17 protein-coding genes are annotated in these 24,672 nt (G+C 64.5%); 10 read left to right on the forward strand and 7 right to left on the reverse strand.

The genetic code is table 11. The annotated features are described in order from the left end of the window. Entirely contained in the window at positions 1-720 is a 720-nt protein-coding gene (rpiA, locus tag GOQ09_RS11385; RefSeq protein WP_157613522.1) for a ribose-5-phosphate isomerase RpiA, read from the forward strand. A gap of 46 nt (positions 721-766) precedes the next feature. Here the strand turns inward: rpiA and GOQ09_RS11390 are convergent, their stop codons facing one another. The 5 genes from GOQ09_RS11390 to GOQ09_RS11410 all read right to left on the reverse strand — a co-directional run bounded on the left by GOQ09_RS11390 (position 767) and on the right by GOQ09_RS11410 (position 7,612). Beyond that, a complete protein-coding gene (locus GOQ09_RS11390; protein ID WP_157613523.1) occupies positions 767-1,414 on the reverse strand; it encodes a glutaredoxin family protein in 648 nt (215 codons plus the stop codon). Positions 1,415-1,444: 30 nt separating this feature from the next. Continuing rightward, positions 1,445-3,505 (reverse strand): M3 family metallopeptidase, encoded by a 2,061-nt coding sequence (locus GOQ09_RS11395; protein ID WP_157613524.1) that lies wholly within the window; start codon positions 3,503-3,505, stop codon positions 1,445-1,447. Positions 3,506-3,510: 5 nt separating this feature from the next. Continuing rightward, positions 3,511-4,362 (reverse strand): bifunctional methylenetetrahydrofolate dehydrogenase/methenyltetrahydrofolate cyclohydrolase FolD, encoded by an 852-nt coding sequence (gene folD / locus GOQ09_RS11400; RefSeq protein WP_157613525.1) that lies wholly within the window; start codon positions 4,360-4,362, stop codon positions 3,511-3,513. A gap of 80 nt (positions 4,363-4,442) precedes the next feature. Next, a complete protein-coding gene (locus GOQ09_RS11405; RefSeq protein ID WP_012747279.1) occupies positions 4,443-5,075 on the reverse strand; it encodes a response regulator transcription factor in 633 nt (210 codons plus the stop codon). Continuing rightward, on the reverse strand, positions 5,072-7,612 hold the full coding sequence (locus tag GOQ09_RS11410) for a PAS domain-containing sensor histidine kinase (RefSeq protein WP_157613526.1): 2,541 nt from the start codon (positions 7,610-7,612) through the stop codon (positions 5,072-5,074). The genes GOQ09_RS11405 and GOQ09_RS11410 overlap by 4 nt, the downstream gene beginning before the upstream one ends. Before the next feature lie 215 nt (positions 7,613-7,827). On the opposite strand from GOQ09_RS11410, the gene aceE reads away from it, so the two are divergent. From aceE to lpdA, 4 genes are read left to right on the forward strand one after another with little or no spacing between them, the layout of a single operon-like run. Beyond that, positions 7,828-10,542, forward strand: coding sequence for a pyruvate dehydrogenase (acetyl-transferring), homodimeric type (aceE, locus tag GOQ09_RS11415; protein ID WP_157613527.1), 2,715 nt, complete (start codon positions 7,828-7,830; stop codon positions 10,540-10,542). Between the two features lie 49 nt (positions 10,543-10,591). After that, complete coding sequence (gene aceF, locus GOQ09_RS11420; RefSeq protein ID WP_157613528.1) at positions 10,592-12,262, forward strand: dihydrolipoyllysine-residue acetyltransferase; 1,671 nt, start codon at positions 10,592-10,594, stop codon at positions 12,260-12,262. Further along, entirely contained in the window at positions 12,259-12,852 is a 594-nt protein-coding gene (locus tag GOQ09_RS11425) for an MFS transporter (protein ID WP_126747261.1), read from the forward strand. The genes aceF and GOQ09_RS11425 overlap by 4 nt, the downstream gene beginning before the upstream one ends. Next, entirely contained in the window at positions 12,849-14,672 is a 1,824-nt protein-coding gene (gene lpdA / locus GOQ09_RS11430) for a dihydrolipoyl dehydrogenase (RefSeq protein WP_157613529.1), read from the forward strand. The genes GOQ09_RS11425 and lpdA overlap by 4 nt, the downstream gene beginning before the upstream one ends. A gap of 89 nt (positions 14,673-14,761) precedes the next feature. Here the strand turns inward: lpdA and GOQ09_RS11435 are convergent, their stop codons facing one another. Continuing rightward, complete coding sequence (locus GOQ09_RS11435) at positions 14,762-15,346, reverse strand: C40 family peptidase (protein WP_157613530.1); 585 nt, start codon at positions 15,344-15,346, stop codon at positions 14,762-14,764. Between the two features lie 274 nt (positions 15,347-15,620). Between GOQ09_RS11435 and GOQ09_RS11440 the strand changes: the two genes are divergently transcribed. Then, the gene (locus tag GOQ09_RS11440; RefSeq protein ID WP_242631118.1) at positions 15,621-16,718 is read left to right on the forward strand and encodes a PQQ-dependent sugar dehydrogenase; all 1,098 of its coding nucleotides are present in this window, start codon (positions 15,621-15,623) and stop codon (positions 16,716-16,718) included. Positions 16,719-16,737: 19 nt separating this feature from the next. Here GOQ09_RS11440 and GOQ09_RS11445 read toward each other — a convergent pair whose 3' ends face one another. Then, entirely contained in the window at positions 16,738-17,544 is an 807-nt protein-coding gene (locus GOQ09_RS11445) for an alpha/beta fold hydrolase (protein WP_157613532.1), read from the reverse strand. A 75-nt stretch (positions 17,545-17,619) separates the two neighbouring features. Here GOQ09_RS11445 and GOQ09_RS11450 point away from each other — a divergent pair, with 75 nt between their 5' ends. The 4 genes from GOQ09_RS11450 (at position 17,620) to odhB (ending at position 24,666) form a co-directional block, all read left to right on the forward strand. Beyond that, positions 17,620-18,222, forward strand: a complete 603-nt coding sequence (locus GOQ09_RS11450; protein WP_157613533.1) for an isochorismatase family protein — start codon at positions 17,620-17,622, stop codon at positions 18,220-18,222. A gap of 157 nt (positions 18,223-18,379) precedes the next feature. Next, positions 18,380-20,293, forward strand: a complete 1,914-nt coding sequence (locus GOQ09_RS11455) for a propionate--CoA ligase (protein ID WP_157613534.1) — start codon at positions 18,380-18,382, stop codon at positions 20,291-20,293. 178 nt (positions 20,294-20,471) lie between these two features. Then, a complete protein-coding gene (locus tag GOQ09_RS11460; protein ID WP_157613535.1) occupies positions 20,472-23,348 on the forward strand; it encodes a 2-oxoglutarate dehydrogenase E1 component in 2,877 nt (958 codons plus the stop codon). Between the two features lie 55 nt (positions 23,349-23,403). Further along, the gene (odhB, locus tag GOQ09_RS11465) at positions 23,404-24,666 is read left to right on the forward strand and encodes a 2-oxoglutarate dehydrogenase complex dihydrolipoyllysine-residue succinyltransferase (RefSeq protein WP_157613536.1); all 1,263 of its coding nucleotides are present in this window, start codon (positions 23,404-23,406) and stop codon (positions 24,664-24,666) included. Positions 24,667-24,672: the final 6 nt, after the last annotated feature.

Here is a 24,672-nt window from a genome sequence, read left to right on the forward strand (position 1 = left end):
ATGACTGCACCCGTTTCCCCTTCTTCCGCTCCCGGCGCCGGCGCCATCTCCCAGGACGAGCTCAAGGCCCAAGTCGGCCGGGCTGCGCTGGCCTATGTGGTGAAGGGCGAAATCGTCGGCGTGGGCACCGGCTCGACCGTGAACAAGTTCATCGACGCCCTCGCCACGATAAAGGACGAGATCAAGGGCGCGGTGTCGAGCTCAGTCGCCTCGACGGAACGCCTGCGCGCCCTGGGTATTCCGGTGTTCGACAGCAACGAGGTCGAGGAGCTCAGCGTCTATATCGACGGTGCGGACGAGATCGATCATCGCGGTTTCATGGTGAAGGGCGGCGGTGCGGCGCTTACACGCGAAAAGATCGTGGCGGCGCAGTCGCGGCGCTTTGTGTGCATTGCCGACGCATCCAAGCTGGTCGACACGCTCGGCGCCTTTCCGCTGCCGGTAGAGGTGATTCCGATGGCGGCGCGCCGCGTCATGCGGCAGTTCGAGGCCATGGGCGGCATTGCGCAGGTGCGGGAAAAAGACGGTGTGGCGCTGGTGACCGACAACGGACAGCACATCGTCGACGTCACCGGGCTGCGGATCAGCGACCCGCTTGCCTTCGAATCCGAGGTGAGCCAATGGCCGGGCGTGGTCACCGTCGGTGTGTTCGCTCACCAGAAGGCCAACGTTTGCCTGCTGGGCACGCCTTCGGGCGTGCGGACGATGACGTTCGAGTGAAGGAAAGCGGCTGCCGGCTTCAACCGGCAGCACGTTCAGAAACCGCTCAGAACTTGATGCCCGCCGGATTGCTCGGGCTCGGCCCACTGGGGGCGGGCGCGGGTTGTTGCTGCGGAGCTGGCGCGGCTGGTGCTGGTTCGCGTGCCGCCGGGGCCGCCTGCACGGCAACCAGCGGACGGGCCGGCGGATTGCGGTAGGCCGCAGGCAGGCTGTTGCTCTTCGGATAGCCCGCGGCGTCGAGGTACTGCGACCATTCGGTGTCGGAAAAGCCCTTGAGCTGTTGCGAACCGATCGTCAGCAACGGCAGCGAGGCCTGGCTGCTCATCCGCTGCAGCGCTTCCACGTCCTGGTTGCTCTTGATGGTGCGTTCTTCAAATGGAATGCCGCGCGTGGTGAGCAGCGAGCGGGCGGCGCCGCACGGCGCGCATTCTTCGCCGGTGTACAGCGTTACGGGGTAGCGCTGTGCCACTTGGCGCAGTTCATACGGCAAGCCGGCATTGGCCGGAGGCGTGATGCCGGCTTGCGGGCCCGCCGCGGGCTCGGTGCTGGCGGTGGGGGCCCGGTCCGAGAAAGTGACCTTCCCGTTCTTGTCGACGTTGCGATAGATCGGCTGGGCCATGGCGCCCGCTGCAACGAGCAGCAGGGCGAAGCCGGACAGGCAATGCAAGGAGGTTTTCTTTTGGATCGAATGCATTGCCTGAGTATCGCAAGCTTCAGGCCCGCTTCAAACGGCCTGCGCCTGCGCCATGCCCTGGTGTCGCAGCAGCGCATCAAGCTGCGGCTCGCGGCCGCGGAAAGCCTTGAACGAATCCATGGCGCTGCGGCTGCCGCCCGCTTCGAGGATGGCTTGGCGGTACCTGCGGCCGGTTTCGATGTTCGGCTGGCCGTCGGCGCCCACGGTTTCCTCGAAAGCGGCGTAGGCATCGGCGCTCAGCACCTCGGCCCACTTGTAGCTGTAGTAGCCGGCCGCGTAGCCGCCCGAGAAGATGTGGCTGAAGGTGTTGGGCGTACGGCTGAAAGGCGGCGCAGGCATCACGGCCACCTCGGCGCGCACCTTGCCCAGCAGCGCGAGCACGCCGCCCGGCTGCGAATTGGCGGCCTGGTATTCGGTGTGCAGCAGCATGTCGAACAGCGAGAACTCGATCTGGCGCAAGGTCTGAAGGCCGCTCTGGAAGTTCTTGGCGGCGGTCATCTTGTCGAACAGCGCGCGCGGCAGCGGCTCGCCCGTATCCACGTGGTCGGTCATGTGCCTGAGCACGTCCCATTCCCAGCAAAAGTTTTCCATGAACTGGCTCGGCAGCTCGACGGCGTCCCATTCGACACCGCTGATGCCCGACACGTCGCGCTCGTTCACCTGCGTGAGCATGTGGTGCAGGCCGTGGCCGAATTCGTGGAAGAGGGTGGTCACGTCGTCGTGCGTGAGCAGTGGCGGCTTGCCGTCCACGCCGCTCGCAAAGTTGCACACCAGCTGCGCCACCGGCGTTTGCAGGGCGCCGTCGTCGGGCCGCAGCCAGCGTGCGCGCACGTCGTCCATCCAGGCGCCGCCGCGCTTGGCGGCACGGGCGGAGGGATCGAGATAGAACTGGCCGACCTTCTGCACGCCGTTGGCCGTCTGGCGTTCGATGCGATAGAACTCCACGCTCGGGTGCCATGTGGGGGCGCTGTCGCGCCGGATGGAAACCTCGAACAGCGTTTCGACGATCTTGAACAGGCCGGCCATCACCTTGGGTGCCGGGAAGTACTGCTTGACCTCCTGCTCGCTGAAGGCATAGCGCGCTTCCTTCAGCTTTTCGCCGATGTAGCTCCAGTCCCAGGCTTGCGGATCGGCAATGCCCAACTGCTCCGATGCGAACACGCGCAGGTCGGCCAGGTCGCGCTCGCCATACGGTTTGGCCTTGGCCGCCAGATCGCGCAGGAACTTGACCACCTGCTCGGGCGATTCGGCCATCTTGGGCACGACCGAAAGCTCGCCGAAATTCTTGTAGCCGAGCAGCCTGGCTTCTTCTTCGCGCAGCGCGAGGATCTCGTTGATGAGCGCGGTGTTGTCGAAGGCCGGATCGCCGAGTTCGCTGGCGCGCGTGACATACGCGCGGTATAGCGTTTCGCGCAGCGCGCTGCTCTTGGCAAACTGCATCACGGGCAGGTAGCAGGGCATCTTGAGCGTGAGCTTGTAGCCTTGCTTGCCCTCGGCTTCGGCGGCTGCGCGTGCAGCGCCAATCACGTCTTCGGGCACGCCTTCGAGTTCACCAAGCGCTGCGTAGTATGAGAAAGCGTCCGTGGCGTCGAGCGCGTTCTCGCTGAATTTCTGGCTCAGCTCGGCCTGGCGTTCCTGGATATCGGCAAAGCGCTTTTTCGCATCGCCCTGCAGCTCCGCGCCGCCGAGCACAAAGTTGCGCACGGCATTGCGATGCGCCTGGCGCTGCTCGGGGTTGAGGGTGGCCACGTCGATGGCCTTGTACTTGGCGTACAGGCGCTCGTCGGAGCCCAGTCGCGTCCAGAACGCGGTGACGCGGGGCATGGCCTCGTTGTAGGCGGCGCGCAGCTCCGGCGTATCGGCCACGGCGTTGAGGTGGCCCACGGCGCCCCAGGCGCGGCTGAAGCGTTCGGATGCGACGTCGAGCACCTTGGAAATTGCATTCCAGTCGGCCGGAAAGTTGGCCGCCGTGACGGTTTGCAGCGCCGCCTCGGCATCGGCCAGCAAGATGTCGACCGCGGGCGCGACGTGCTCGGGCTTGATGCGGTCGAACAGCGGGAGATCGGCGAAGTCGAGGAGGGGGTTGGTCATGGAAATCACTTTGCGGCGCGTTCCGCAGCTTCAAGAGTGTTGGCGAGCAGCATTGCGCGCGTCATGGGGCCGACGCCGCCGGGCACGGGGGTGATCCAGCTGGCCACTTCCTTGACGCTATCGAAGTCGACGTCGCCGGCCAGCTTGCCGTCTTCCTTGCGGTTCATGCCCACGTCGATCACCACGGCGCCCGGCTTCACCATGTCGGCCGTCAGCAGGTTGCGCTTGCCCACGGCAGCAACAATCACGTCGGCCTGCCGGGTGATGGCGGCCAGGTCTTGCGTGGCGCTGTGGCAGATGGTGACGGTGGCGTTCTTGGCCAGCAGCATCATGGCCATGGGCTTGCCGACGATGTTGCTGCGGCCGATGACCACTGCGTGCTTGCCGCGCAGGTCGTAGCCGATGGATTCGAGCATCTTCATGCAGCCGTGCGGCGTGCAGGGCCAGAAGCCCGGCTGCCCGACCATCAGCGCGCCGGCGCTGGCCACATGAAAGCCGTCGACGTCCTTGGCCGGAGAGATGGCTTCGATGACGCGGTGGCTGTCCATGTGCTTGGGCAGCGGCAGCTGCACCAGGATGCCGTGCACCTGGGGGTCGTCGTTGAGTGCCTCGATGCGGGCCAGCAGTTCGGGCTCGGTCATGCTGGCGGAATGGCGCTCGAGATGCGCTGTGAGCCCCGTCTGGCTGCTGTCGTTGACCTTGTGCTTCACGTAGACCTGGCTCGCCGGATCTTCACCCACCAGGACGATGGTCAGCGTGGGTTCCACGCCGCGCGCCTTCAGGGCGGCAATGCGGCCGGCAACATCGGTGCGGATTTTCTGGGCCAGCGCGTTGCCATCGATCAATTGAGCGGTCATCGGTTTCGATTTTCCAAGTAAAAACGCCCGCTTGCGCAGGCGTGGGGAACATTCGTCGCTATCGAGGAGATAGCTGGTTTTCAGGCCTTGGCTGCGGGCGCCGCCTGCCCGAGCGCGATCTTGAGCAGATCGGCCACGGTATTGGCGTTGAGCTTTTCCATGATGTTGGCGCGGTGCGCCTCGACCGTCTTGATGCTGATGCCGAGGTCGTCGGCAATCTGCTTGTTCAGGCGGCCGGCGACGATGCGCTCGAGCACCTGGGCTTCGCGGCCGGTGAGCTTGGAAAGCAGTGCATCGCGGCTGGCCGACTGCTGGTGCTGGGTGAACGCGCCGCGTGCGTGCTCGAGCATGCGCTCGACCAGCGTGACGAGCTCTTCGTCGTTGAAAGGCTTCTGGATGAAATCCATGGCGCCTTTCTTCATGCTGTCGACCGCCATCGGCACGTCGCCATGGCCGGTGATCACCACGATGGGCAGCGGGGAGCGCCGCTCGATCAGCCGGTCTTGCAGTTCGAGCCCGGTCATGCCGGCCATGCGGATGTCGACGATCAGACAGGCGACTTCGCGCGGGTCGTATCGGGAAAGAAAAGACTCGGCTGAATCGAAGCAGCGAACCCTGTAGTCCTTGCCCTCGAGCAGCCATTGCAGCGAATCTCGTACGGCCTCGTCGTCGTCGACGACATAGACAGTGCCCTTCTTCGGAATCAAACTCATGCAGGTACCTTTGCCTCGTCGCTTGCTACGGAACTGGGAGCGTCCAACACCGGAATCCAGAAGGAAAAGCGGCATCCGATCACATCCGGGCCATTGTAGATGTTCTCCGCCTGCATCCGTCCGCGGTGCGACTCGACGATGGTGCGGCACAGATTCAGCCCGATACCCATGCCTTCGGGCTTGGTGGAGAAGAAGGCCTCGTAGAGCCGGTCCATCACTTCGGGCGCCAGGCCCTTGCCGGTGTCCTGCACCGAGAACTCGATGGCGTTGTGGCCTTCGATCACCTTGGGCAGCACGCGCAACTCCACGCTCCGTCGGGCGAGCGGGCGCTCGGCAATGTCGATGGCCTCGGCGGCGTTCTTCAGCAGATTGACCATGACCTGCTCGATCAGGATGGGATCCACGCGCACCACCGGCAGCCGCGCCGCCACGTAGTGGTTGAGCCGCACATTGCGCCGCCGCAGCTCGATGCCCGCCAGTTCGACCGCCTCGCTCACCATGGTGGCAACGTCGGCGGGCGTGCGGTTGGGTTCGCTGCGTTTTACGAAGGAGCGGATGCGCTGGATGATCTGGCCCGCGCGCTGCGCCTGCTTCGAGGTCTTTTCGAGTGCCGCGAGCAGCGCCTCGGTGTCGATCGACTGCCCCTTGATGCGGGACATCATCCCGTTGCAGTAGTTGGTGATGGCCGTGAGCGGCTGGTTGAGCTCGTGCGCCACGCTGGAGGCCATTTCGCCCATCGTGATCAGGCGGCTGGCGGCCTGGGCGCGGTCGGCCTGCGCGGCGGCCTGTTCCTCGGCATCGCGCCGCGGCGTGATGTCGGTGGCAATTACCAGCTGGGCGAGCCGGCCGTCGACCCAGGTGAGATAGCGCGATCGCACTTCGAGCCACTTGCCCAGGTGCGGCACGAAGATCTCGTTGTTGGCGGTCTGGGCGGCCGTCAGGGTGTCGATCGGCAGGCCCGCGTAGGGGTCGACGTCGTCCAGGCCCTCGTCGTGCGCATTGGAGGCCGGCACACCCGCCTGCGCCACCATGCCCAGGTGCCCCACGGTGTCGGAACCGAACCAGAGCCGGTACAGCTTATTCGCGAACAGCAGTTCTTCGCTGCCGATGGGGGCCACCGACACCGCGGCGTCCAGCGCCTCCAGCACCGTGGTGAAGCGCTCGTACGAAGCCGACAGCTGCTCGCGGATGCGCGTGGGCTCCGTGATGTCGGTCATCGACGTCATCCAGCCCGTCTGGTGCCCGCGCGCATCGATCAGCGGCGACACATACAGCCGCGCATTGAACACGCTGCCGTTCTTTCGCTTTACGCGCACCTGGAAGCCGCCCGGCAGCGCGCGCCCGTGCAGCTCTTCCTCGAGCCGCTCGTTCATGACTTCGCGGTCCGATTCCAGCCAGTAGGGGAAGGGCGGGGTCTGGCCCACCAGTTCGGCTTCGCTCCATCCCGTCATTGCGCAGAAAGCGGCGTTCACGTAGGTGATGCGCCCCTGCAGGTCGAGCACGCGCATGCCGGTGAGCATGGAGTTTTCCATCGCGCGCCGGAAGTTGGTTTCGGCAACCAGCCGCTGCTGCGCCTGCTGGCGCCGCCGGGTGTGCCGCCAGGTACCGATCAGCATCCAGCTGGTGAGCACGCTGAGCGCGCAAACCAGCCAGAACAAGCCGTTGCCGACCACCCCCTGCGAGGTGCGATAGGCCTGGGCCCGCAGCACCAGCGCATTGCCGACGGGCGACACCGGTACTTCGTATTCGTTGGTTCTTTCGGACCAGGGCAGCAGGCGCGTGCCGCCTTCCCTCGGGCTCACGGTGTTGCCCGCAATCGGATTGCCCTTGGCGTCGAGCAGCGACACCGCATAGCGCGCCTGCACCTCCGATGGCATGCCGTAGCGCAGCAGGCCGTCGATCGAAAACTCGCCCAGCACCACGCCCGCGAACAGGCCCTGGTCGAAAAGCGGGATGTGCAGCTGCAGCATGGCCGTGGGGTCGCCGCCCGCCATGGGCTGGGAGAACACCGGTTGGCGCAGTTCGCGCGCCAGCGCGTAGTTGCTCTCGATATCGCCAGGCCGCAGCACGTCGCCGATGAGGTGCTGCTGCGCGGGGTGCACGCTCGGCGCGGAATAACCGGCCTTGAAACGGCGGCGGTCGTCGATCCAGGTGACCGTTTGCAGTTCAGGGAACTGGCTCACCAGCGATTCCGCTCGGCTCGCGAATTCGACCGGATCGATCTCGCGGTTCGAGGCGTCGCGCGCAATGCGCATCAGCTGTTCCTGGCGCTCCAGCAGGCGCAGGCGCATGCGCTGCTGCGCGTACTCAACGTCCCGCCGTACCGATTCCTGCTCGCGCTCGACTTCTTCGGTGCGCAAATACCAGAACGCCGAAACGATGGCCGCAAGGAACAGCAGCACCGCCGCAATGGGCGCGAGCATGGCGACGGCGTCCTGCAGCACCGGCGTTTGCCGGCGCCACCAGCGGCGCCACCAGGAAAGAGGTGACGCGGTCACGGCGCTGCGGGCCACCGCCAGCGGAGAGGAAAGAGGCATCTTGCGAGTTTAGGGGATGCTCCCCCACGAAGTGCGCCAAAGGCCCGGTGCCATTGGTCCGGCGCGGTTGCGGCCAACACAATTTGGATCACGAATATCACATTAAGAAATCAATGTGCGCCATTTGAAATAGAAGCATTTCTATGCGAAACTCGCCCGCGTTTATCGAAGACCGCACTTAAATTACAGCCACAGCCCCAATAGGAGAGACAAGCATGTCGGCAAATCCCGAGAACCTGTTCGGCTCGGCCGCGAACGACGCGGACGCCCAGGAGACCCGTGAATGGATGGATGCACTGTCCTCCGTTATTCAGAGCGAGGGGCCTGAGCGGGCTCACTTCCTTCTAGAGCAGTTGCTCGAGCATGCGCGGCAGCACAGCATCGACAAGCCGTTCTCGGCCAACACTGCCTACGTCAACACCCTGGAACCCGATCAGGAAGAGCGTTGCCCCGGCAATCTCGAGATCGAAGAGCGCCTGCGCGCCTACATGCGATGGAACGCCATGGCCATGGTGGTCAAGGCCAACCGCCATCATCCGCCCGAAGGCGGCGACCTGGGCGGCCACATCGGCTCCTTTGCTTCGCTGGCCAACATGTTCGGCGCCGGCTTCAACCATTTCTGGCACGCTGAAAGCGAAAACCACGGCGGCGACTGCCTCTACATCCAGGGCCACGTGTCGCCCGGCATCTATGCCCGCGCCTACCTGGAAGGCCGCCTGACCGAAGAGCAGTTGCTCAACTTCCGCCAGGAAGTCGACGGCAAGGGCCTGTCGAGCTACCCGCATCCGAAGCTGATGCCCGAGTTCTGGCAGTTCCCGACGGTGTCGATGGGCCTCGGCCCGTTGATGGCCATCTACCAGGCCCGCTTCCTCAAGTACTTGCACGCCCGCGGCATTGCCAACACCGAGAACCGCAAGGTATGGGTGTTCTGCGGTGACGGCGAAATGGACGAGGTCGAGTCGATGGGCGCCATCGGCCTAGCGGCACGCGAGAAGCTCGACAACCTGATCTTCGTGATCAACTGCAACCTGCAGCGCCTGGATGGCCCGGTGCGCGGCAACGGCAAGATCATCCAGGAGCTCGAAGGCGAATTCCGCGGTTCGGGCTGGAACGTCATCAAGCTGATCTGGGGCAGCAACTGGGATCCGCTCCTGGCGCGCGACAAGGAAGGTGCGCTGCGCAAGATCATGATGGAAACCAACGACGGCGACTACCAGGCCTTCAAGGCCAACGACGGTGCCTACGTTCGCAAGCATTTCTTCGGACGCGACCCGCGCACGCTCGAAATGGTTTCCAAGATGAGCGACGACGACATCTGGCAGCTGCGCCGCGGCGGCCACGATTCGCAGAAGGTCTACGCCGCGTTCGATGCGGCCGTGAAGCACGAAGGCCAGCCCACGGTGCTCCTGATCAAGACGGTCAAGGGCTTTGGCATGGGCAAGATCGGCGAGGGCAAGAACAACGTGCACCAGACCAAGAAGCTCAGCGACGAGGACATCATGGCCTTCCGCGACCGCTTCAACATTCCGATTCCGGACAGCAAGATCGCCGACCTGCCGTTCTACAAGCCGGCCGACGACACGCCGGAAATGAAGTACCTGCACGAGCGCCGCAAGGCACTGGGCGGCTACTTGCCGCATCGCCGCACCAAGGCCGACGAGAGCTTTACCGTGCCGTCGCTCGACACCTTCAAGTCGGTGATGGAGCCGACCGCCGAAGGCCGCGAGATTTCCACCACGCAGGCTTACGTGCGCTTCCTCACGCAACTGCTGCGCGACAAGGCGCTGGGCCCGCGCGTCGTTCCCATTCTTGTGGACGAAGCGCGCACCTTCGGCATGGAAGGGTTGTTCCGCCAGATCGGCATCTACAACCCCGCAGGCCAGCAGTACACCCCGGTCGACAAGGATCAGGTCATGTACTACAAGGAAGACAAGGCCGGTCAGATCCTGCAGGAAGGCATCAACGAAGCAGGCGGCATGTCGAGCTGGATTGCTGCGGCCACCTCGTACAGCACCAACAACCGCATCATGGTGCCGTTCTACGTGTACTACTCCATGTTCGGTTTCCAGCGCATCGGCGACCTGGCCTGGGCGGCGGGCGACATGCAGGCGCGCGGCTTCCTGCTTGGCGGCACCTCGGGGCGCACCACGCTCAACGGCGAAGGCCTGCAGCACGAAGACGGCCACAGCCATATCCTGGCCAACACCATTCCCAACTGCGTGAGCTACGACCCGACCTTTGCGCACGAAGTGGGCGTGATCCTGCACCACGGCCTGAAGCGCATGGTCGAGAAGCAGGACAACGTCTACTACTACCTGACACTGCTTAATGAGAACTACGCGATGCCCGGCCTGCAGCCCGGCACCGAAGAGCAGATCATCAAGGGCATGTACCTGTCGAAGCAGGGCCCCGCACTCAAGGCCAAGGCACCCACGGTGCAACTGCTGGGCAGCGGCACCATCCTGCGTGAAAGCTTTGCCGCGCAAGAGCTGCTCGAAAAGGATTGGGGCGTGTCCGCCTCGGTGTGGAGCTGCCCGAGCTTCAACGAGCTGACGCGCGACGGCCAGGACGCCGACCGCTGGAACCTGCTGCATCCGGACCAGACGCCGCGCGTGCCTTTCGTGGCCGAGCAACTCGCGCCTACCGCCGGCCCGGTGATCGCGTCGACCGACTACATGAAGGCCTACGCGGAGCAGATCCGTCCCTTCATTCCGAAGGGCCGCAATTACAAGGTGCTGGGCACCGACGGCTTCGGCCGCAGCGACTTCCGCAACAAGCTGCGCGAGCACTTCGAGATCAACCGCCATTACATCGTGGTGGCCGCGCTCAAGGCGTTGAGCGAAGATGGCACCGTGCCCGTAGCCAAGGTGGTGGAAGCGATCAAGAAGTACGGCATCAATGTCGACAAGGTCAACCCGCTTTACGCCTGAACATCAACAACCAACGAACGAACGGCGCCTCACGGCGGGAGACAACGATATGGCAGCAGTGGAAGTGAAGGTGCCGGACATCGGCGATTTCGATGAAGTCGCGGTGATCGAGGTGCTTGTGAAGGTGGGCGACACGGTCAAGGCCGAGCAGTCGCTCATCACCGTCGAATCGGACAAGGCCTCGATGGAAATTCCGTCGTCGACCGCCGGTGTGGTGAAGGAAATCAAGGTCGAAGTCGGCGGCAAGGTGAAAGAGGGCTCAGTGGTCCTCGTGCTCGAGGCGGAAGGGGCTGCCGCGGCACCGGCGCCTGCAGCGGCTCCGGCTCCTGCGGCCGCCGCCCCGGCGCCCGCAGCCGCGGCCCCCGCACCGGCAGCAACGCCGGCGGCTTCCGGACCCATCGAGATCAAGGTGCCCGACATCGGCGATTTCAAGGATGTCGCGGTCATCGAGTTGCTGGTGAAACCCGGCGACACGATCGCGGCCGACCAGTCGCTGATCACTGTCGAATCGGACAAGGCTTCGATGGAAATTCCGTCGTCGGCGGCGGGCGTGCTCAAGGAGCTCAAGGTCAAGGTGGGCGATACGGTCAACATCGGCGACCTGATTGCCGTGCTTGAAGGCGCAGCAGGTGCTGCGGCGCCTGCGCCTGCGCAGGCTGCTGCAGCCGCGCCGGCAGCTGCGACCGCCACTGCGCCAGCTCCGGTTGCCGCTCCGCCGGCGGCCGCTGCAACTCCGTCGGCTGCTGCCGCACCGCACGAACCCACAGTTGCACCCACCGGCAAGCTGCCGCATGCGTCCCCCTCGGTGCGCAAGTTCGCCCGCGAACTCGGCGTGCCACTCGAAGAAGTCAAGGGTTCCGGTCCCAAGGGCCGCATCACTCAGGAAGACGTCCAGAGCTTCACCAAGGCCGTAATGAGCGGCCAAGCGAGCACCAAGGCATCCGCAGCCAAGGCGCCAGCCGGCGGTGGCGGCGCAGATGGTGCGGCATTGGGCCTCATTCCCTGGCCGAAGGTCGACTTCGCGAAATTCGGCGCGGTCGAGCGCAAGGACCTGTCGCGCATCAAGAAGCTCAGCGGTGCCAACCTGCACCGCAACTGGGTGATGATCCCGCACGTCACCAACAACGACGAAGCCGACATCACCGAGCTGGAGGCCTTCCGCGTCTCCACCAACAAGGAAAACGAAAAGTCTGGCATCAAGGTCACGATGCTGGCCTTCGTGATCAAGGCGGTGGTTGCGGCGCTCAAGAAGTTTCCTGACTTCAACGCCAGCCTCGACGGCGACCAGCTCGTCTACAAGCAGTACTACAACATCGGCTTTGCGGCCGACACGCCCAACGGGCTCGTGGTGCCGGTGCTGAAGGACGCGGACAAGAAGGGCATCCTGCAGATCAGCGCGGAGATGGGCGAACTCGCTAAGAAAGCGCGCGACGGCAAGCTCGGCTCGGCCGACATGCAGGGCGGCTGCTTCTCGATCAGCTCCCTCGGCGGCATCGGCGGCACGCATTTCACGCCCATCATCAACGCCCCCGAAGTGGCCATCCTCGGCCTCTCCAAGGGCCAGATGAAGCCGGTGTGGGACGGCAAGCAGTTTGTGCCGCGCCTGACGCTGCCGCTGTCGCTGTCCTACGACCACCGCGTGATCGATGGTGCCCTGGCTGCGCGCTTCAACGCCTACCTGGGCCAGGTGCTCGCGGATTACCGTCGAATCCTGTTATGACCACCGTAGTGGCCGTCCGCAAAGGCGGCCAGGTCACGATGGCGGCGGATTCCCTGGTGACCTTCGGCGACACGCGGCTTTCGCACCGCGCCGAGGCGAACCAGAAGATCTTCACCATCGACGATGCGGCGGGGCAGAGCCTCTTTGCCGTGGCCGGGGCCGCCGCGCACTTTCTGGTGCTGCAGCATGCATTGGCCGCGCAGCCGCGCGAGGCGTTGCTGTTCGGCAGCAAGCACGAGATCTTCCGCACCTTCACGCTGCTGCACCCGGTGCTGAAAGACTCGTTCTTCATGCAGACCAAGGAAGACGAGCATGAGCCCTACGAGTCGAGCCAGTTCACGATGCTGATGGCCAACCAGAGCGGCATCTACGGCATCTACAGCTACCGCGAGGTGTTCGAGTTCAAGCAGTTCTGGGCCATTGGCTCGGGGCGCAGCTTTGCACTTGGCGCCATGCACGCGGCGTACGACATGAAGTCGCGCACCTCGCGCGACGTGGCGGAGGCGGGGATTGCCGCCGCCTGCGAATTCGATCGCAATTCGGCCCCACCGGTCGACGTTCTCACACTCAAACTGAAAGTGTCCAAATGAGCGAACAACAAATCAAGGTGCCGGACATCGGCGACTTCGACGAAGTCGCGGTCATCGAGGTGCTGGTCAACGTCGGCGACACGGTCAAGGCCGAGCAGTCGCTGATCACGGTCGAATCGGACAAGGCCTCGATGGAAATTCCATCGTCGGCTGCCGGCGTGGTGAAGTCGCTCGCAGTCAAGGTGGGTGACAAGGTCAAGGAAGGCTCCGTGGTGTTGACGCTGGAGGTGGACGGTGCCGCAGCGCCCGCGCCCGCAGCAGCGGCCCCAGCGCCAGCCGCTGCGGCGCCCGCGCCCAAGGCGGCTCCTGCGCCCGCGCCGGCCGCAGCGCCCGTTGCTTCCACCTACGGCGGCAAGGTCGATGTCGAGTGCGACGTCGTCGTGCTCGGCGCCGGCCCTGGCGGGTACTCGGCCGCATTCCGCGCTGCCGATCTCGGCTTGAAGGTGGTGCTGATCGAGCGCTACGCCACGCTTGGGGGCGTTTGCCTCAACGTGGGCTGCATTCCGTCGAAGGCGCTGCTGCACGTGGCGTCGGTCATGGACGAGGTCAAGCACTTTGCCGACCTGGGCGTGAGCTTTGCAGCCCCCACGGTCGACCGCGCCAAGCTGCTCGGCCACAAGAACAAGGTGGTGGGCAAGCTCACCGGCGGCCTCACGGCCATGGCCAAGATGCGCAAGGTGACGGTGCTGCGCGGCGTCGGCAACTTCATCGACCCCTACCACCTGGAAGTGGACGAGACGTCCGGCACCAGCTGGGACACCACCGGCAAGAAGCAGACCGTCAAGTTCCGCAACGCGATCATTGCGGCCGGGTCGCAGGCCGTGAGCCTGCCGTTCATGCCGAAGAACGATCCGCGCGTGGTCGACTCCACCGGCGCGCTCGAGATGGGCACCGATCCCAAGCGCATGCTGATCCTCGGCGGCGGCATCATCGGTCTGGAGATGGGCACGGTGTATTCCACGCTGGGCGCGCGCCTCGACGTGGTCGAAATGCTCGACGGCCTGATGCAGGGCGCCGACCGCGACCTGGTCAAGGTGTGGCAGAAGATGAACGCGCCGCGCTTCGACAACATCATGCTCAAGACCAAGACGGTCGGCGCCGAAGCCACGAAGGAGGGCATCAAGGTCACCTTCGAGGGCGAGAACGCGCCGAAGGAGCCGCAGGTGTACGACCTGGTGCTGCAGGCCGTTGGCCGCAGCCCGAACGGCAAGAAGATCGGGGCAGAGAAAGCCGGCGTGACGGTGAGCGACCGCGGCTTCATTCCGGTCGACATCCAGATGCGCACCAACGTGCCTCATATCTTCGCCATCGGCGACATCGTGGGCCAGCCCATGCTGGCGCACAAGGCGGTGCATGAAGCACACGTGGCGGCCGAGGTGATTGCCGGCGAGCAGAAGGGCGACAAGGAGCTTTCGAGCGCCGCCTTCAACGCCCGGGTGATCCCGAGCGTGGCCTACACCGACCCCGAGGTGGCATGGGTCGGCCTCACCGAAGACCAGGCCAAGGCGGAAGGCATCAAGATCAAGAAGGGCCACTTCCCGTGGAGCGCTTCGGGCCGTGCCATTGCCAACGGCCGCGACGAAGGCTTCACCAAGCTGCTGTTCGACGCCGAGACGCACCGCATTCTCGGCGGCGGCATCGTCGGCACGCACGCGGGTGACATGCTCGGCGAGATCGCGCTGGCCATTGAAATGGGCGCCGACGAGATCGACATCGGCAAGACCATTCACCCCCACCCGACGCTGGGCGAAAGCATCGGCATGGCGGCCGAAGTGGCGCACGGTACCTGTACTGACCTGCCGCCGGCAAAGAAGGCCTGAGCGGCCGTTGAGCCGCTCCGGGCAATCGGAGCGGCCATAAAAAAATCCCGCCGCGGCGGGATTTTTTTATGGCTTGAAGGGCGGACGGATCAGTCGCCGGAACGGGTTGCGGCTGTGGCCGCGGTCTTGACCTCGTCGTTGGGCGCGCCGCCCAGCACGCGGCGGGCTCCGTCGAAGCGGCGGCTCCAGTAGCTGCCGTTCATGTCTTCCACCCGCACTTGGGCGCCGGTGCGCGGCGAATGGATGAACTTGCCTTCACCGACATAGATGCCGACATGGCTGAAGGCGCGGCGCATGGTGTTGAAGAAAACGAGATCGCCCGGCTTGAGTTGGCTGCGGTCGATTTTTTCCGTGGCCGCCGCTTGTTCCTCGGCACGGCGGGGCAGCAAATGGCCGACCGTCTGGTTGTACATGGCACGAACGAAGCCGCTGCAATCGAAGCCCGACTCCGCCGTATTGCCGCCGCGGCGATAGGGAACGCCAAGGAAGCCGATGGCGGTCACTACCAGGTCGGAAGTCCGTTCTGTGACTGTTTGGCGAACCTGCTGGAGTTGCCCGATCAAGCCCTTGTCGGCAAGGAGGCGGGCCAGTTCGTCATCGGTTCGGTCCTGTTGAGGAGCGGCCTGGACGGCGACGGCAAACAGGAGGGAAGCGGGTAGGACGAAAAAACGCATGGCGCGTAGGATATTGATGACGCGCGGTTATGTCAACCTCATCCCAATTGGTGAATGTATCTGCAAATGATTGATTTGCCTGAGATTTTCCGATTTGGTTGAAGAAAAAATGTAACGGTCGACCTTTATGAACCATAAGCGATTGCGCGCGAATGAACCTCCGCACGAAAGGTGAATCAGCTAACGGCGAGAGTTTGATCGACAAAATCTCGCAACATTGCCGCAACTTCCCGCAAAAACCATGAACTTGCAAATTGGACCGAACTTTCGGCTCATGGGCCGCACTGCTGTCCTCGCTGGGCTGGCCCTTGCGGGCACCGTTGTAGCGCAGATACGTCCTGAGACCATTTCGTCCGGTCTTGAGAACCCATGGGGCGTGGCCTTCTTGCCGGACGGCCGTTTTGCGGTGACCGAGCGAGCCGGCAGGCTGCGGGTGATTGCAGCGGACGGAAAAATCAGTGCACCCGTGGCCGGTTTGCCCGCCATTGCGGCGGGCGGCCAGGGCGGCCTGCTCGACGTGCTGGCGGATTCAGCCTTCGACAAGAACCGCACACTGTATTTCTGCTTCTCCGAGCCGGCGGCCGGGGGCTCGGCCAACAGCACTGCGCTGGCTCGTGCACAGCTTTCGAAAGACGGCGCAAAGCTGGAGAACCTGCGCATCATCTTCAGCCAGCAACCCAAGGTGGCCAGCCGCAATCACTTTGGCTGCCGCATCGTCGAGGCGCGAGACGGAACGCTGTTTCTCACGCTCGGCGACCGGTACAGCCGCAAGGAAGACGCGCAGAAGCTCGACAGCCACATTGGGAAGGTTGTGCGCATCGCAAAGGATGGAACCGTGCCCAAGGACAACCCGTTCGTCGGCAGGGCGGGTGCGCTGCCCGAAATCTGGAGCTACGGCCACCGCAATGGCCAAGGCGCGGCGCTCGGGCCCGACGGGCGTTTCTGGATGACGGAGCATGGTCCGCAAGGCGGCGACGAAATCAATGTGCCCCAGGCCGGGCGCAATTACGGCTGGCCGGTGATCACCTATGGCGAAAACTATGGCGGCGGCAAGATCGGCGACGGCATTACTTCCAAGGACGGCCTGGAGCAGCCGCTGCACTACTGGGTGCCGTCGATTGCGCCGTCGGGCATGGCGTTTCTGACCAGCGACCGCTACGGCGCGGGGTGGAAGGGTAACCTCTTCGTCGGGTCGCTCAAATTCGGCTATCTCGACCGCATCGAGCTGAAGGACGGCAAGGTGGCTGCCGAGCACAAGCTGCTGGCCGACGGCAGGGCACGCATTCGCGATGTGAAGCAGGGGCCGGACGGTTTGCTCTATGTGCTGACCGACGAATCCGACGGCAAGCTGCTGCGTCTTCGGCCGAATTGAGGCCGCGATTCGCCTTTATTCAGCCGGGGCATCCCGGCAGAGGCAGCGTCGGCAGCATGCGGCGCCAGAGCCGCATCCACTCGGGCCAGTCATGCCCGCCCTCGGTCGTGAACACGCGATCCTCAGGCATCGCCGCGGCCAGCAGCCGGTGGCTGAAAGCAAAGCGGTCGTCGATGCCGTAGCCCAGGTAAAGCGGCGGGCGCGCGCCGAATGTGGCGCTGTAGCCCACGTAACCCCGCAGCCATTGCCAAAGCTGCGTTTCGTTCGGTGTTCGCAGGTCGCTGCCCGGCGGAGCGTCCAGCGGCCCGGTCCAGCGGGCCACGCCGCCCGCATTGGCGATGTCCAGGCCGAGCGCGCGTTCCCCAAGGTAGGGCGCAATGGCCGCCAGGCCGGCCAGTTCACCGGGGTGGGTTTGTGCATAGAGGAGCCCGCCGAAACCTCCGACCGAGATGCCGACGATCCAGATCGACTTGTAGCCCTTGCCGCGTGCCGGCGCCATCACATCCTTGCTCAGGCGGTCGAGGATGGTCTTGTTGTTGTAGTAGCCGAGGTGCGCATCGACCAGCATCACGTCTACGGCGAGCCTGTTGTCGCCCAGCGCCTTCACGAAACCTTCGCGCATGAATTCGTCCGGGTGCGAATACGCGCCGGGCAGCAGCACCAGCAGCGTGTCGGCATTCGGCGTGCAGCTGCTCTTTTCGAGCGTGCTCTTCAGCGGTGCGTTGGCCGTTCGCAGCCCGCCGCAGCCGGCGACCAGGAGCACGGCGCAAAGACTCAACAGCGAGAGAGGGCGCCGCGCCGAAAGGCGCCGTGAAAAGATCCGCATCCAGCGGAGTCTAGGTGCACGGCGTTTCGGTGGTACGGTCTAGCCCAATCAATTTTCATCTGAAAGAATCTGTGCATGCTGCTCGACGCCTCGCAATCCCAACTCGTGCTGATCGACTACCAGGCGCAGCTGATGCCTGCGATCTTCGAGGCCGATGCCGTGGCGCAGAACGCCGTGCGCCTGGGCAAGATGGCGCGCCTGTTCGAAGTGCCAGTCTGGGGCACCGAGCACAACCCGTCGAAGCTCGGCGAAACGGTGCCGGATATTCGCGCGCTGTATCAGCGAACCTTGCCCAAGATGCATTTCAGCGGCATGGAGGAGGGCCTTGGCGAGTGGCTGCGCGCGCCGCCCAAGGCGCCGCAGGGCAATGCCCGCAGCCTGCCGAAGCATCTGCAAAAGCCCGCGGCCGCGGCCGAAGAGCGCAATACCATCGTGATTGCGGGATGCGAGGCCCATGTGTGCCTGCTGCAGACCGCGCTCGATCTGCTGGAAGACGAATTCGAAGTGTGGGTGGTAACCGACGCCTGCAGCTCTCGCACCGAGCGCAACCGCGACGCTGCCTTCGATCGGTTGGCTGGCGCGGGTGCCGAACTGGTGACCACCGAGATGGTTGGGTTCGAATGGCTGCGCACGGCCGAGCACCCGGCGTTCCCCGAGTTGCTGAAGATCGTTCGATAGCCTTGCGATCGGCCCCTTGGCAGGGCTGGACTTGCACGGGCGAAACCTGATTGTCCGGCCCGTCAGCTTGCTGCAAGATCGACCTCCATAATTATGAATTCAGTTTTAGGCGGCGCTGATCGCCGGAGCTGACTTCCAAAACAAGGAGACATCGCAAATGAGCCGCTACGAAGAGTTCTATCGCCAGTCGGTGGACGCGCCCGAGGCCTTCTGGGCCGAGCAGGCCAGGCTGATCGATTGGAAGACGCCGCCGGCCCGGGTTCTGGACGCCAGCCAGCCGCCATTTGCCCGCTGGTTCGTGGACGGAACCACCAACCTGTGCCACAACGCGGTCGACCGGCACCTGGCCGCACGAGGCGATCAGCCTGCGTTGATCTTCGTATCGACCGAAACCGGCACCGAAAGAACCTACAGCTTCCGCGAGCTGCATGCCGAAGTGCAGCGCACCGCGGCCAGCCTGGTCGCGCTCGGGGTGGGCAAGGGCGACCGCGTGCTCATCTATATGCCGATGATTCCGGAGGCCGCATTCGCCATGCTGGCCTGCGCACGGATCGGTGCGATCCACTGCGTGGTTTTCGGCGGTTTTGCGAGCGGCTCGCTGGCGGCGCGCATCGAGGACGCAGAACCCAAGGTGGTGGTGAGCGCCGATGCGGGCTCGCGCGGCGGCAAGGTCATTGCGTACAAGCCGCTGCTGGACGAGGCCATCCGGATTTCGAAGCACAAGCCGTCGGCCGTGCTGTTGACCGATCGCGGCCTGGCTCCCATGGCGCTGACCGCCGGCCGCGACCATCTGGCTGCCGAGCTGAACCTGAAGCACGGCGACACCGAGATCCCGTGCACCTGGCTGGCTGCCACCGACATCAGCTACACCATCTACACGAGCGGCACCACGGGCAAGCCGAAGGGCGTGCAGCGCGATGTCGGCGGCTATGCGGTGGCGCTGGCCGCCAGCATGAAGCACATCTTCGACGGACGGCCGGGCGAAACCTATTTTTCGACCAGCGATATCGGGTGGGTGGTGGGCCACAGCTACATCGTCTATGGACCGCTGATCGGCGGCATGGCCACCCTCATGTACGAGGGACTCCCCACGCAGGGCATCGACAAGCAGCCCGACGGCGGCATCTGGTGGCGCCTGGTCGAAAAGTACAAGGTCACCGTAATGTTCAGCGCGCCCACCGCGGTGCGCGTGCTCAAGAAGCAAGACCCGGCGCTGCTGAAGAAGTACGACCTGTCGAGCCTGCGCGCGCTGTTCCTGGCGGGCGAACCGCTCGACGAGCCCACCGCGCGGTGGATCGCCGACGGGCTGGGCGTGCCGATCATCGACAACTACTGGCAGACCGAATCGGGCTGGCCGATCATCACCATTGCCAACGGGGTCGAGCAAAAGCCCAGCAAGTTCGGCAGCCCCGGCGTGCCGATGTACGGCTTTCGCGTGAAGATCCTGCACGAGTCCACCGGCGAGGAGCTGACCGGCGCCAACGAGAAGGGCGTGGTCGTGATCGAAGGCCCCACGCCGCCGGGCTTCATGCAAACGGTGTGGAAAGACGACAAGCGCTTCGTCGACACCTATTGGAAATCCATACCCGGCAAGATGGTCTATTCGACCTTCGACTGGGGCATTCGCGACGAAGACGGCTACTTCTACATCCTCGGCCGCACCGACGACGTGATCAACGTGGCCGGCCACCGCCTCGGCACGCGCGAGATCGAGGAGAGCATCTCGGGCCATGCAGGTGTGGCCGAGGTGGCGGTGGTCGGCGTGGCCGACGCGCTCAAGGGGCAGGTGGCCATGGCCTTTGTCGTGCCCAGGGACGGCGGGGCGGCTACCAATGCCGATGCAGCGCTGAAGCTGGAGGGCGAAATCATGAAAGTGGTGGCCGACCAGCTCGGCGCCCTGGCACGGCCGGCTCGCGTGCGCTTTGTGAACGGGCTGCCCAAGACCCGCAGCGGCAAGCTGCTGCGGCGCGCCATCCAGGCCGTGTGCGAGCAGCGCGACCCCGGCGACCTGACCACCATCGACGACCCCGCCACGCTGCAGCAGATCAAACAGCTACTTTCTTCTGACTGAATGAGCAAGGGCTATCTTGCGAAGTTGCGCCGAGCCGTCATATGTCTGACGTGGCACAATGCCAGGGTACTCAGGCCCTTCCCCAGCCACAGTCGCATCCGCCAACCGGTTCAGCCGTGTCGCGGAAGGTTTCTTAACCAGCTAGTGCTTCCTTCAGGGAAGCGAAGGTCAGCGGAATATGAGCGATTCTTCTACGCCATCGGCGTACACCGCCTATCAAGGCAACACCTACCTCTTCGGCGGCAACGCGCCCTATGTCGAGGAGATGTACGAAAACTACCTTGCCAACCCCGGTAGCGTGCCTGACAACTGGCGCTCGTATTTCGATGCGCTGCAGAATGTCCCCGCCGTCGACGGCACCAATGCGCGCGACGTGCCGCACCAGCCGGTCATCAACGCCTTTGCCGAACGTGCCAAGCAGGGCACCACCCGCGTGGTCCAGGCCAGCGGCGCAGACTCCGAGCTCGGCCGCAAGCGCACCGCTGTCCAGCAGCTGATTGCCGCCTACCGCAACGTCGGCGCCCGCTGGGCCGACCTCGACCCGCTCAAGCGCGCCGAGCGCCCGGCCATTCCGGAACTCGAGCCCTCGTTCTACGGCTTCACCGACGCCGACCTCGAGACGGTGTTCAACACCAGCAATACCTTCTTCGGCAAAGAGACCATGTCGCTGCGCGACCTGCTCAATGCCCTGCGCGAAACGTACTGCGGCACCATGGGCGCCGAGTACATGTACACCACCGACCAGAACCACAAGCGCTGGTGGCAGCAAAAGCTCGAAAGCGCCCGCACCAACCCCAAGCTGACGGCCGAGCAGAAGAAGCACGTGCTGAACCGCCTGACCGCGGCCGAAGGCCTCGAGCGCTTTCTTCACACCAAGTACGTCGGCCAGAAGCGCTTTTCGCTCGAAGGCGGCGAGAGCTTCATCGTCTCGATGGACGAGCTCATCAACCAGGCGGGCATCAAGGGCGTGCAGGAAATCGTGATCGGCATGGCCCACCGCGGCCGCCTGAACGTGCTGGTCAATTCGCTGGGCAAGCTGCCGGCCGACCTGTTCGCCGAGTTCGACCATACCGCTCCTGAAGACCTGCCGAGCGGCGACGTCAAGTACCACCAGGGCTTCAGCTCCGACGTGACCACCCCTGGCGGCCCGGTGCACCTGAGCCTTGCGTTCAACCCCTCGCACCTCGAAATCGTGAACCCCGTGGTCGAGGGCTCCGTGCGTTCGCGCATGGACCGCCGCGCCGACCCGCAAGGCAAGCAGGTGCTGCCCGTGCTCGTGCACGGCGACGCCGCCTTCGCAGGCCAGGGCGTGGTGATGGAAACGCTGGCGCTGGCCGAAACGCGCGGCTACTTCACAGGCGGCACGGTTCACATCGTCATCAACAACCAGATCGGCTTCACCACCAGCGACCCGCGCGACAGCCGCTCGACGCTGTACTGCTCGGACATCGTCAAGATGATCGAGGCGCCGGTGCTGCACGTGAACGGCGACGACCCGGAAGCCGTGGTGCTGGCAACCCAGCTCGCCCTCGAGTTCCGCATGGAGTTCCAGAAGGACGTGGTCGTGGACATCGTCTGCTTCCGCAAGCTGGGCCACAACGAGCAGGACACCCCCTCGCTCACCCAGCCGCTCATGTACAAGAAGATCGCCCAGCACCCCGGCACGCGCAAGCTGTACGCCGACAAGCTGGCCGCTCAGGGCCTGGGTGACACGCTCGGCGACGACATGGTCAAGGCGCAGCGCGCGGCCTTCGACGAAGGCAAGAACACCATCGACCCGGTGCTCACCAACTTCAAGAGCAAGTACGCGGTCGACTGGAGCCCCTATCTCAACAAGAAGTGGACCGACGCCGGCGACACGGCCATTCCGTCGAGCGAGTGGAAGCGCCTGGCCGAGAAGATCACCACGGTGCCGGCCGGCTTCACGGTGCACCCGCTCGTGAAGAAGGTGCTGGACGACCGCGCCGCCATGGGCCGCGGTGACGTGAACGTCGACTGGGGCATGGGCGAGCACATGGCTTTCGCCTCTCTGGTGGCCAGCGGCTACCCGGTTCGCCTCTCGGGCGAGGACTCGGGCCGTGGCACCTTCACGCACCGCCACGCCGTGCTGCACGATCAGAACCGCGAAAAGTTCGACGTTGGCACCTACACGCCGCTGCAGAACGTGGCTGAAAACCAGGCACCGTTCGTCGTCATCGATTCCATCCTTTCGGAAGAAGCCGTGCTCGCGTTCGAATACGGCTACGCCTCGAACGATCCGAATACGCTGGTCATCTGGGAAGCCCAGTTCGGCGACTTCGTGAACGGCGCGCAAGTGGTGATCGACCAGTTCATTGCCTCGGGCGAAGTGAAGTGGGGCCGCGTCAACGGCCTGACCATGATGCTGCCGCACGGCTACGAAGGCCAGGGCCCGGAGCACAGCTCGGCACGCCTGGAGCGTTTCATGCAGCTGAGCGCGGACACCAACATGCAAGTGGTGCAGCCGACCACGGCCAGCCAGATCTTCCACGTGCTGCGCCGCCAGATGGTGCGCAACCTGCGCAAGCCGCTCATCATCCTCACGCCCAAGTCGCTGCTGCGCAACAAGGACGCAACGTCGCCGCTGTCCGAGTTCACCAAGGGCAGCTTCCAGACGGTCATTCCGGACACCAAGGGCCTGAAGGCGGAGAAGGTCAAGCGCCTGATCGCCTGCTCGGGCAAGGTCTACTACGACCTGTTCAAGAAGCGCGAAGAGCAGGGCAACGAGGACGTGGCCATCATCCGCGTCGAGCAGCTCTACCCGTTCCCGCACAAGGCTTTTGCCGCCGAGATCAAGAAGTACCCGAATCTCGTCGACGTGGTCTGGTGCCAGGACGAGCCGCAGAACCAGGGCGCCTGGTTCTTCGTGCAGCACTACATCCACGAAAACATGCAGGAAGGCCAGAAGCTCGGCTACTCCGGCCGTGCCGCTTCGGCGTCGCCGGCGGTGGGCTACTCGCACCTGCACCAGGAACAGCAGAAGGCGCTCGTCGATGGCGCATTTGGCAAGCTCAAGGGCTTCGTGCTGACCAAGTAATCAAAAGCCTCTTTTCACACGAACACCCTCAAGAACAAAACGGAGCTCACTCCAAATGTCTATCGTAGAAGTCAAAGTCCCCCAGCTTTCCGAATCCGTGGCCGAGGCCACCATGCTCACCTGGAATAAGAAGGCCGGCGAAGCCGTCGCCATCGATGAAATCCTGATCGAGATCGAGACCGACAAGGTCGTGCTCGAAGTGCCCGCGCCCTCGGCCGGGGTGCTGGCTGAAATCGTGCAGCCCGATGGCGCCACCGTGGTGGCCGATCAGCTGATCGCCAAGATCGACACCGAAGGCAAGGGTGCGGCCGCCGCACCTGCGGCAGCGCCCGCTGCCGCTCCGGCTCCCGCCGCTGCACCGGCCCCCGCGGCCGCTGCCGCAGCCGCCGGCGGTTCGAAGTCCGACGTGGCGATGCCCGCCGCCGCCAAGCTGCTGGCCGACAACAACCTGAAGACCAGCGACGTGGCCGGCACCGGCAAGGACGGCCGCGTCACCAAGGGCGACGTGCTCGGCGCCGTGGCTTCGGGCGCCAAGCCCGCCGCCACCGTGGCCGCACCGGCCGCCAAGCCGGCGCTGCCGCAGGTTTCCGCACCCAGCAGCGCGGCCGACCTGGGTGAACGCCCCGAGCAGCGCGTGCCAATGAGCCGCCTGCGCGCCCGCATTGCCGAGCGCCTGCTGCAATCGCAATCGACCAACGCCATCCTCACGACGTTCAACGAAGTGAACATGGCGCCCGTCATGGAACTGCGCAAGCGCTTCCAGGACAGCTTCACCAAGGAACACGGCGTGAAGCTCGGCTTCATGAGCTTCTTCGTGAAGGCCGCGGTGCATGCGCTGAAGAAGTACCCGGTGATCAACGCGTCGGTCGACGGCAACGACATCCTGTACCACGGCTACTTCGACATCGGTATTGCCGTCGGTTCGCCGCGCGGCCTGGTGGTGCCCATCCTGCGCAACGCCGACCAGATGAGCTTTGCCGACATCGAGAAGAAGATTGCCGAATACGGCAAGAAGGCGCAAGACGGCAAGCTCGGCATCGAAGAGATGACCGGCGGCACGTTCTCCATTTCGAACGGCGGCACCTTCGGCTCGATGCTTTCGACCCCGATCATCAATCCGCCCCAGTCCGCGATCCTCGGCGTGCACGCCACCAAGGACCGCGCCGTGGTCGAGAACGGCCAGATCGTCATCCGCCCGATGAACTACCTTGCCATGAGCTACGACCACCGCATCATCGACGGCCGCGAAGCCGTGCTGGGCCTGGTCGCCATGAAGGAAGCGCTGGAAGATCCGTCGCGCCTCTTGTTCGACATCTGAGGAGAC

Source organism: Variovorax paradoxus, from assembly GCF_009755665.1.
GTDB classification, from domain to species: Bacteria; Pseudomonadota; Gammaproteobacteria; order Burkholderiales; family Burkholderiaceae_C; genus Variovorax; species Variovorax paradoxus_G.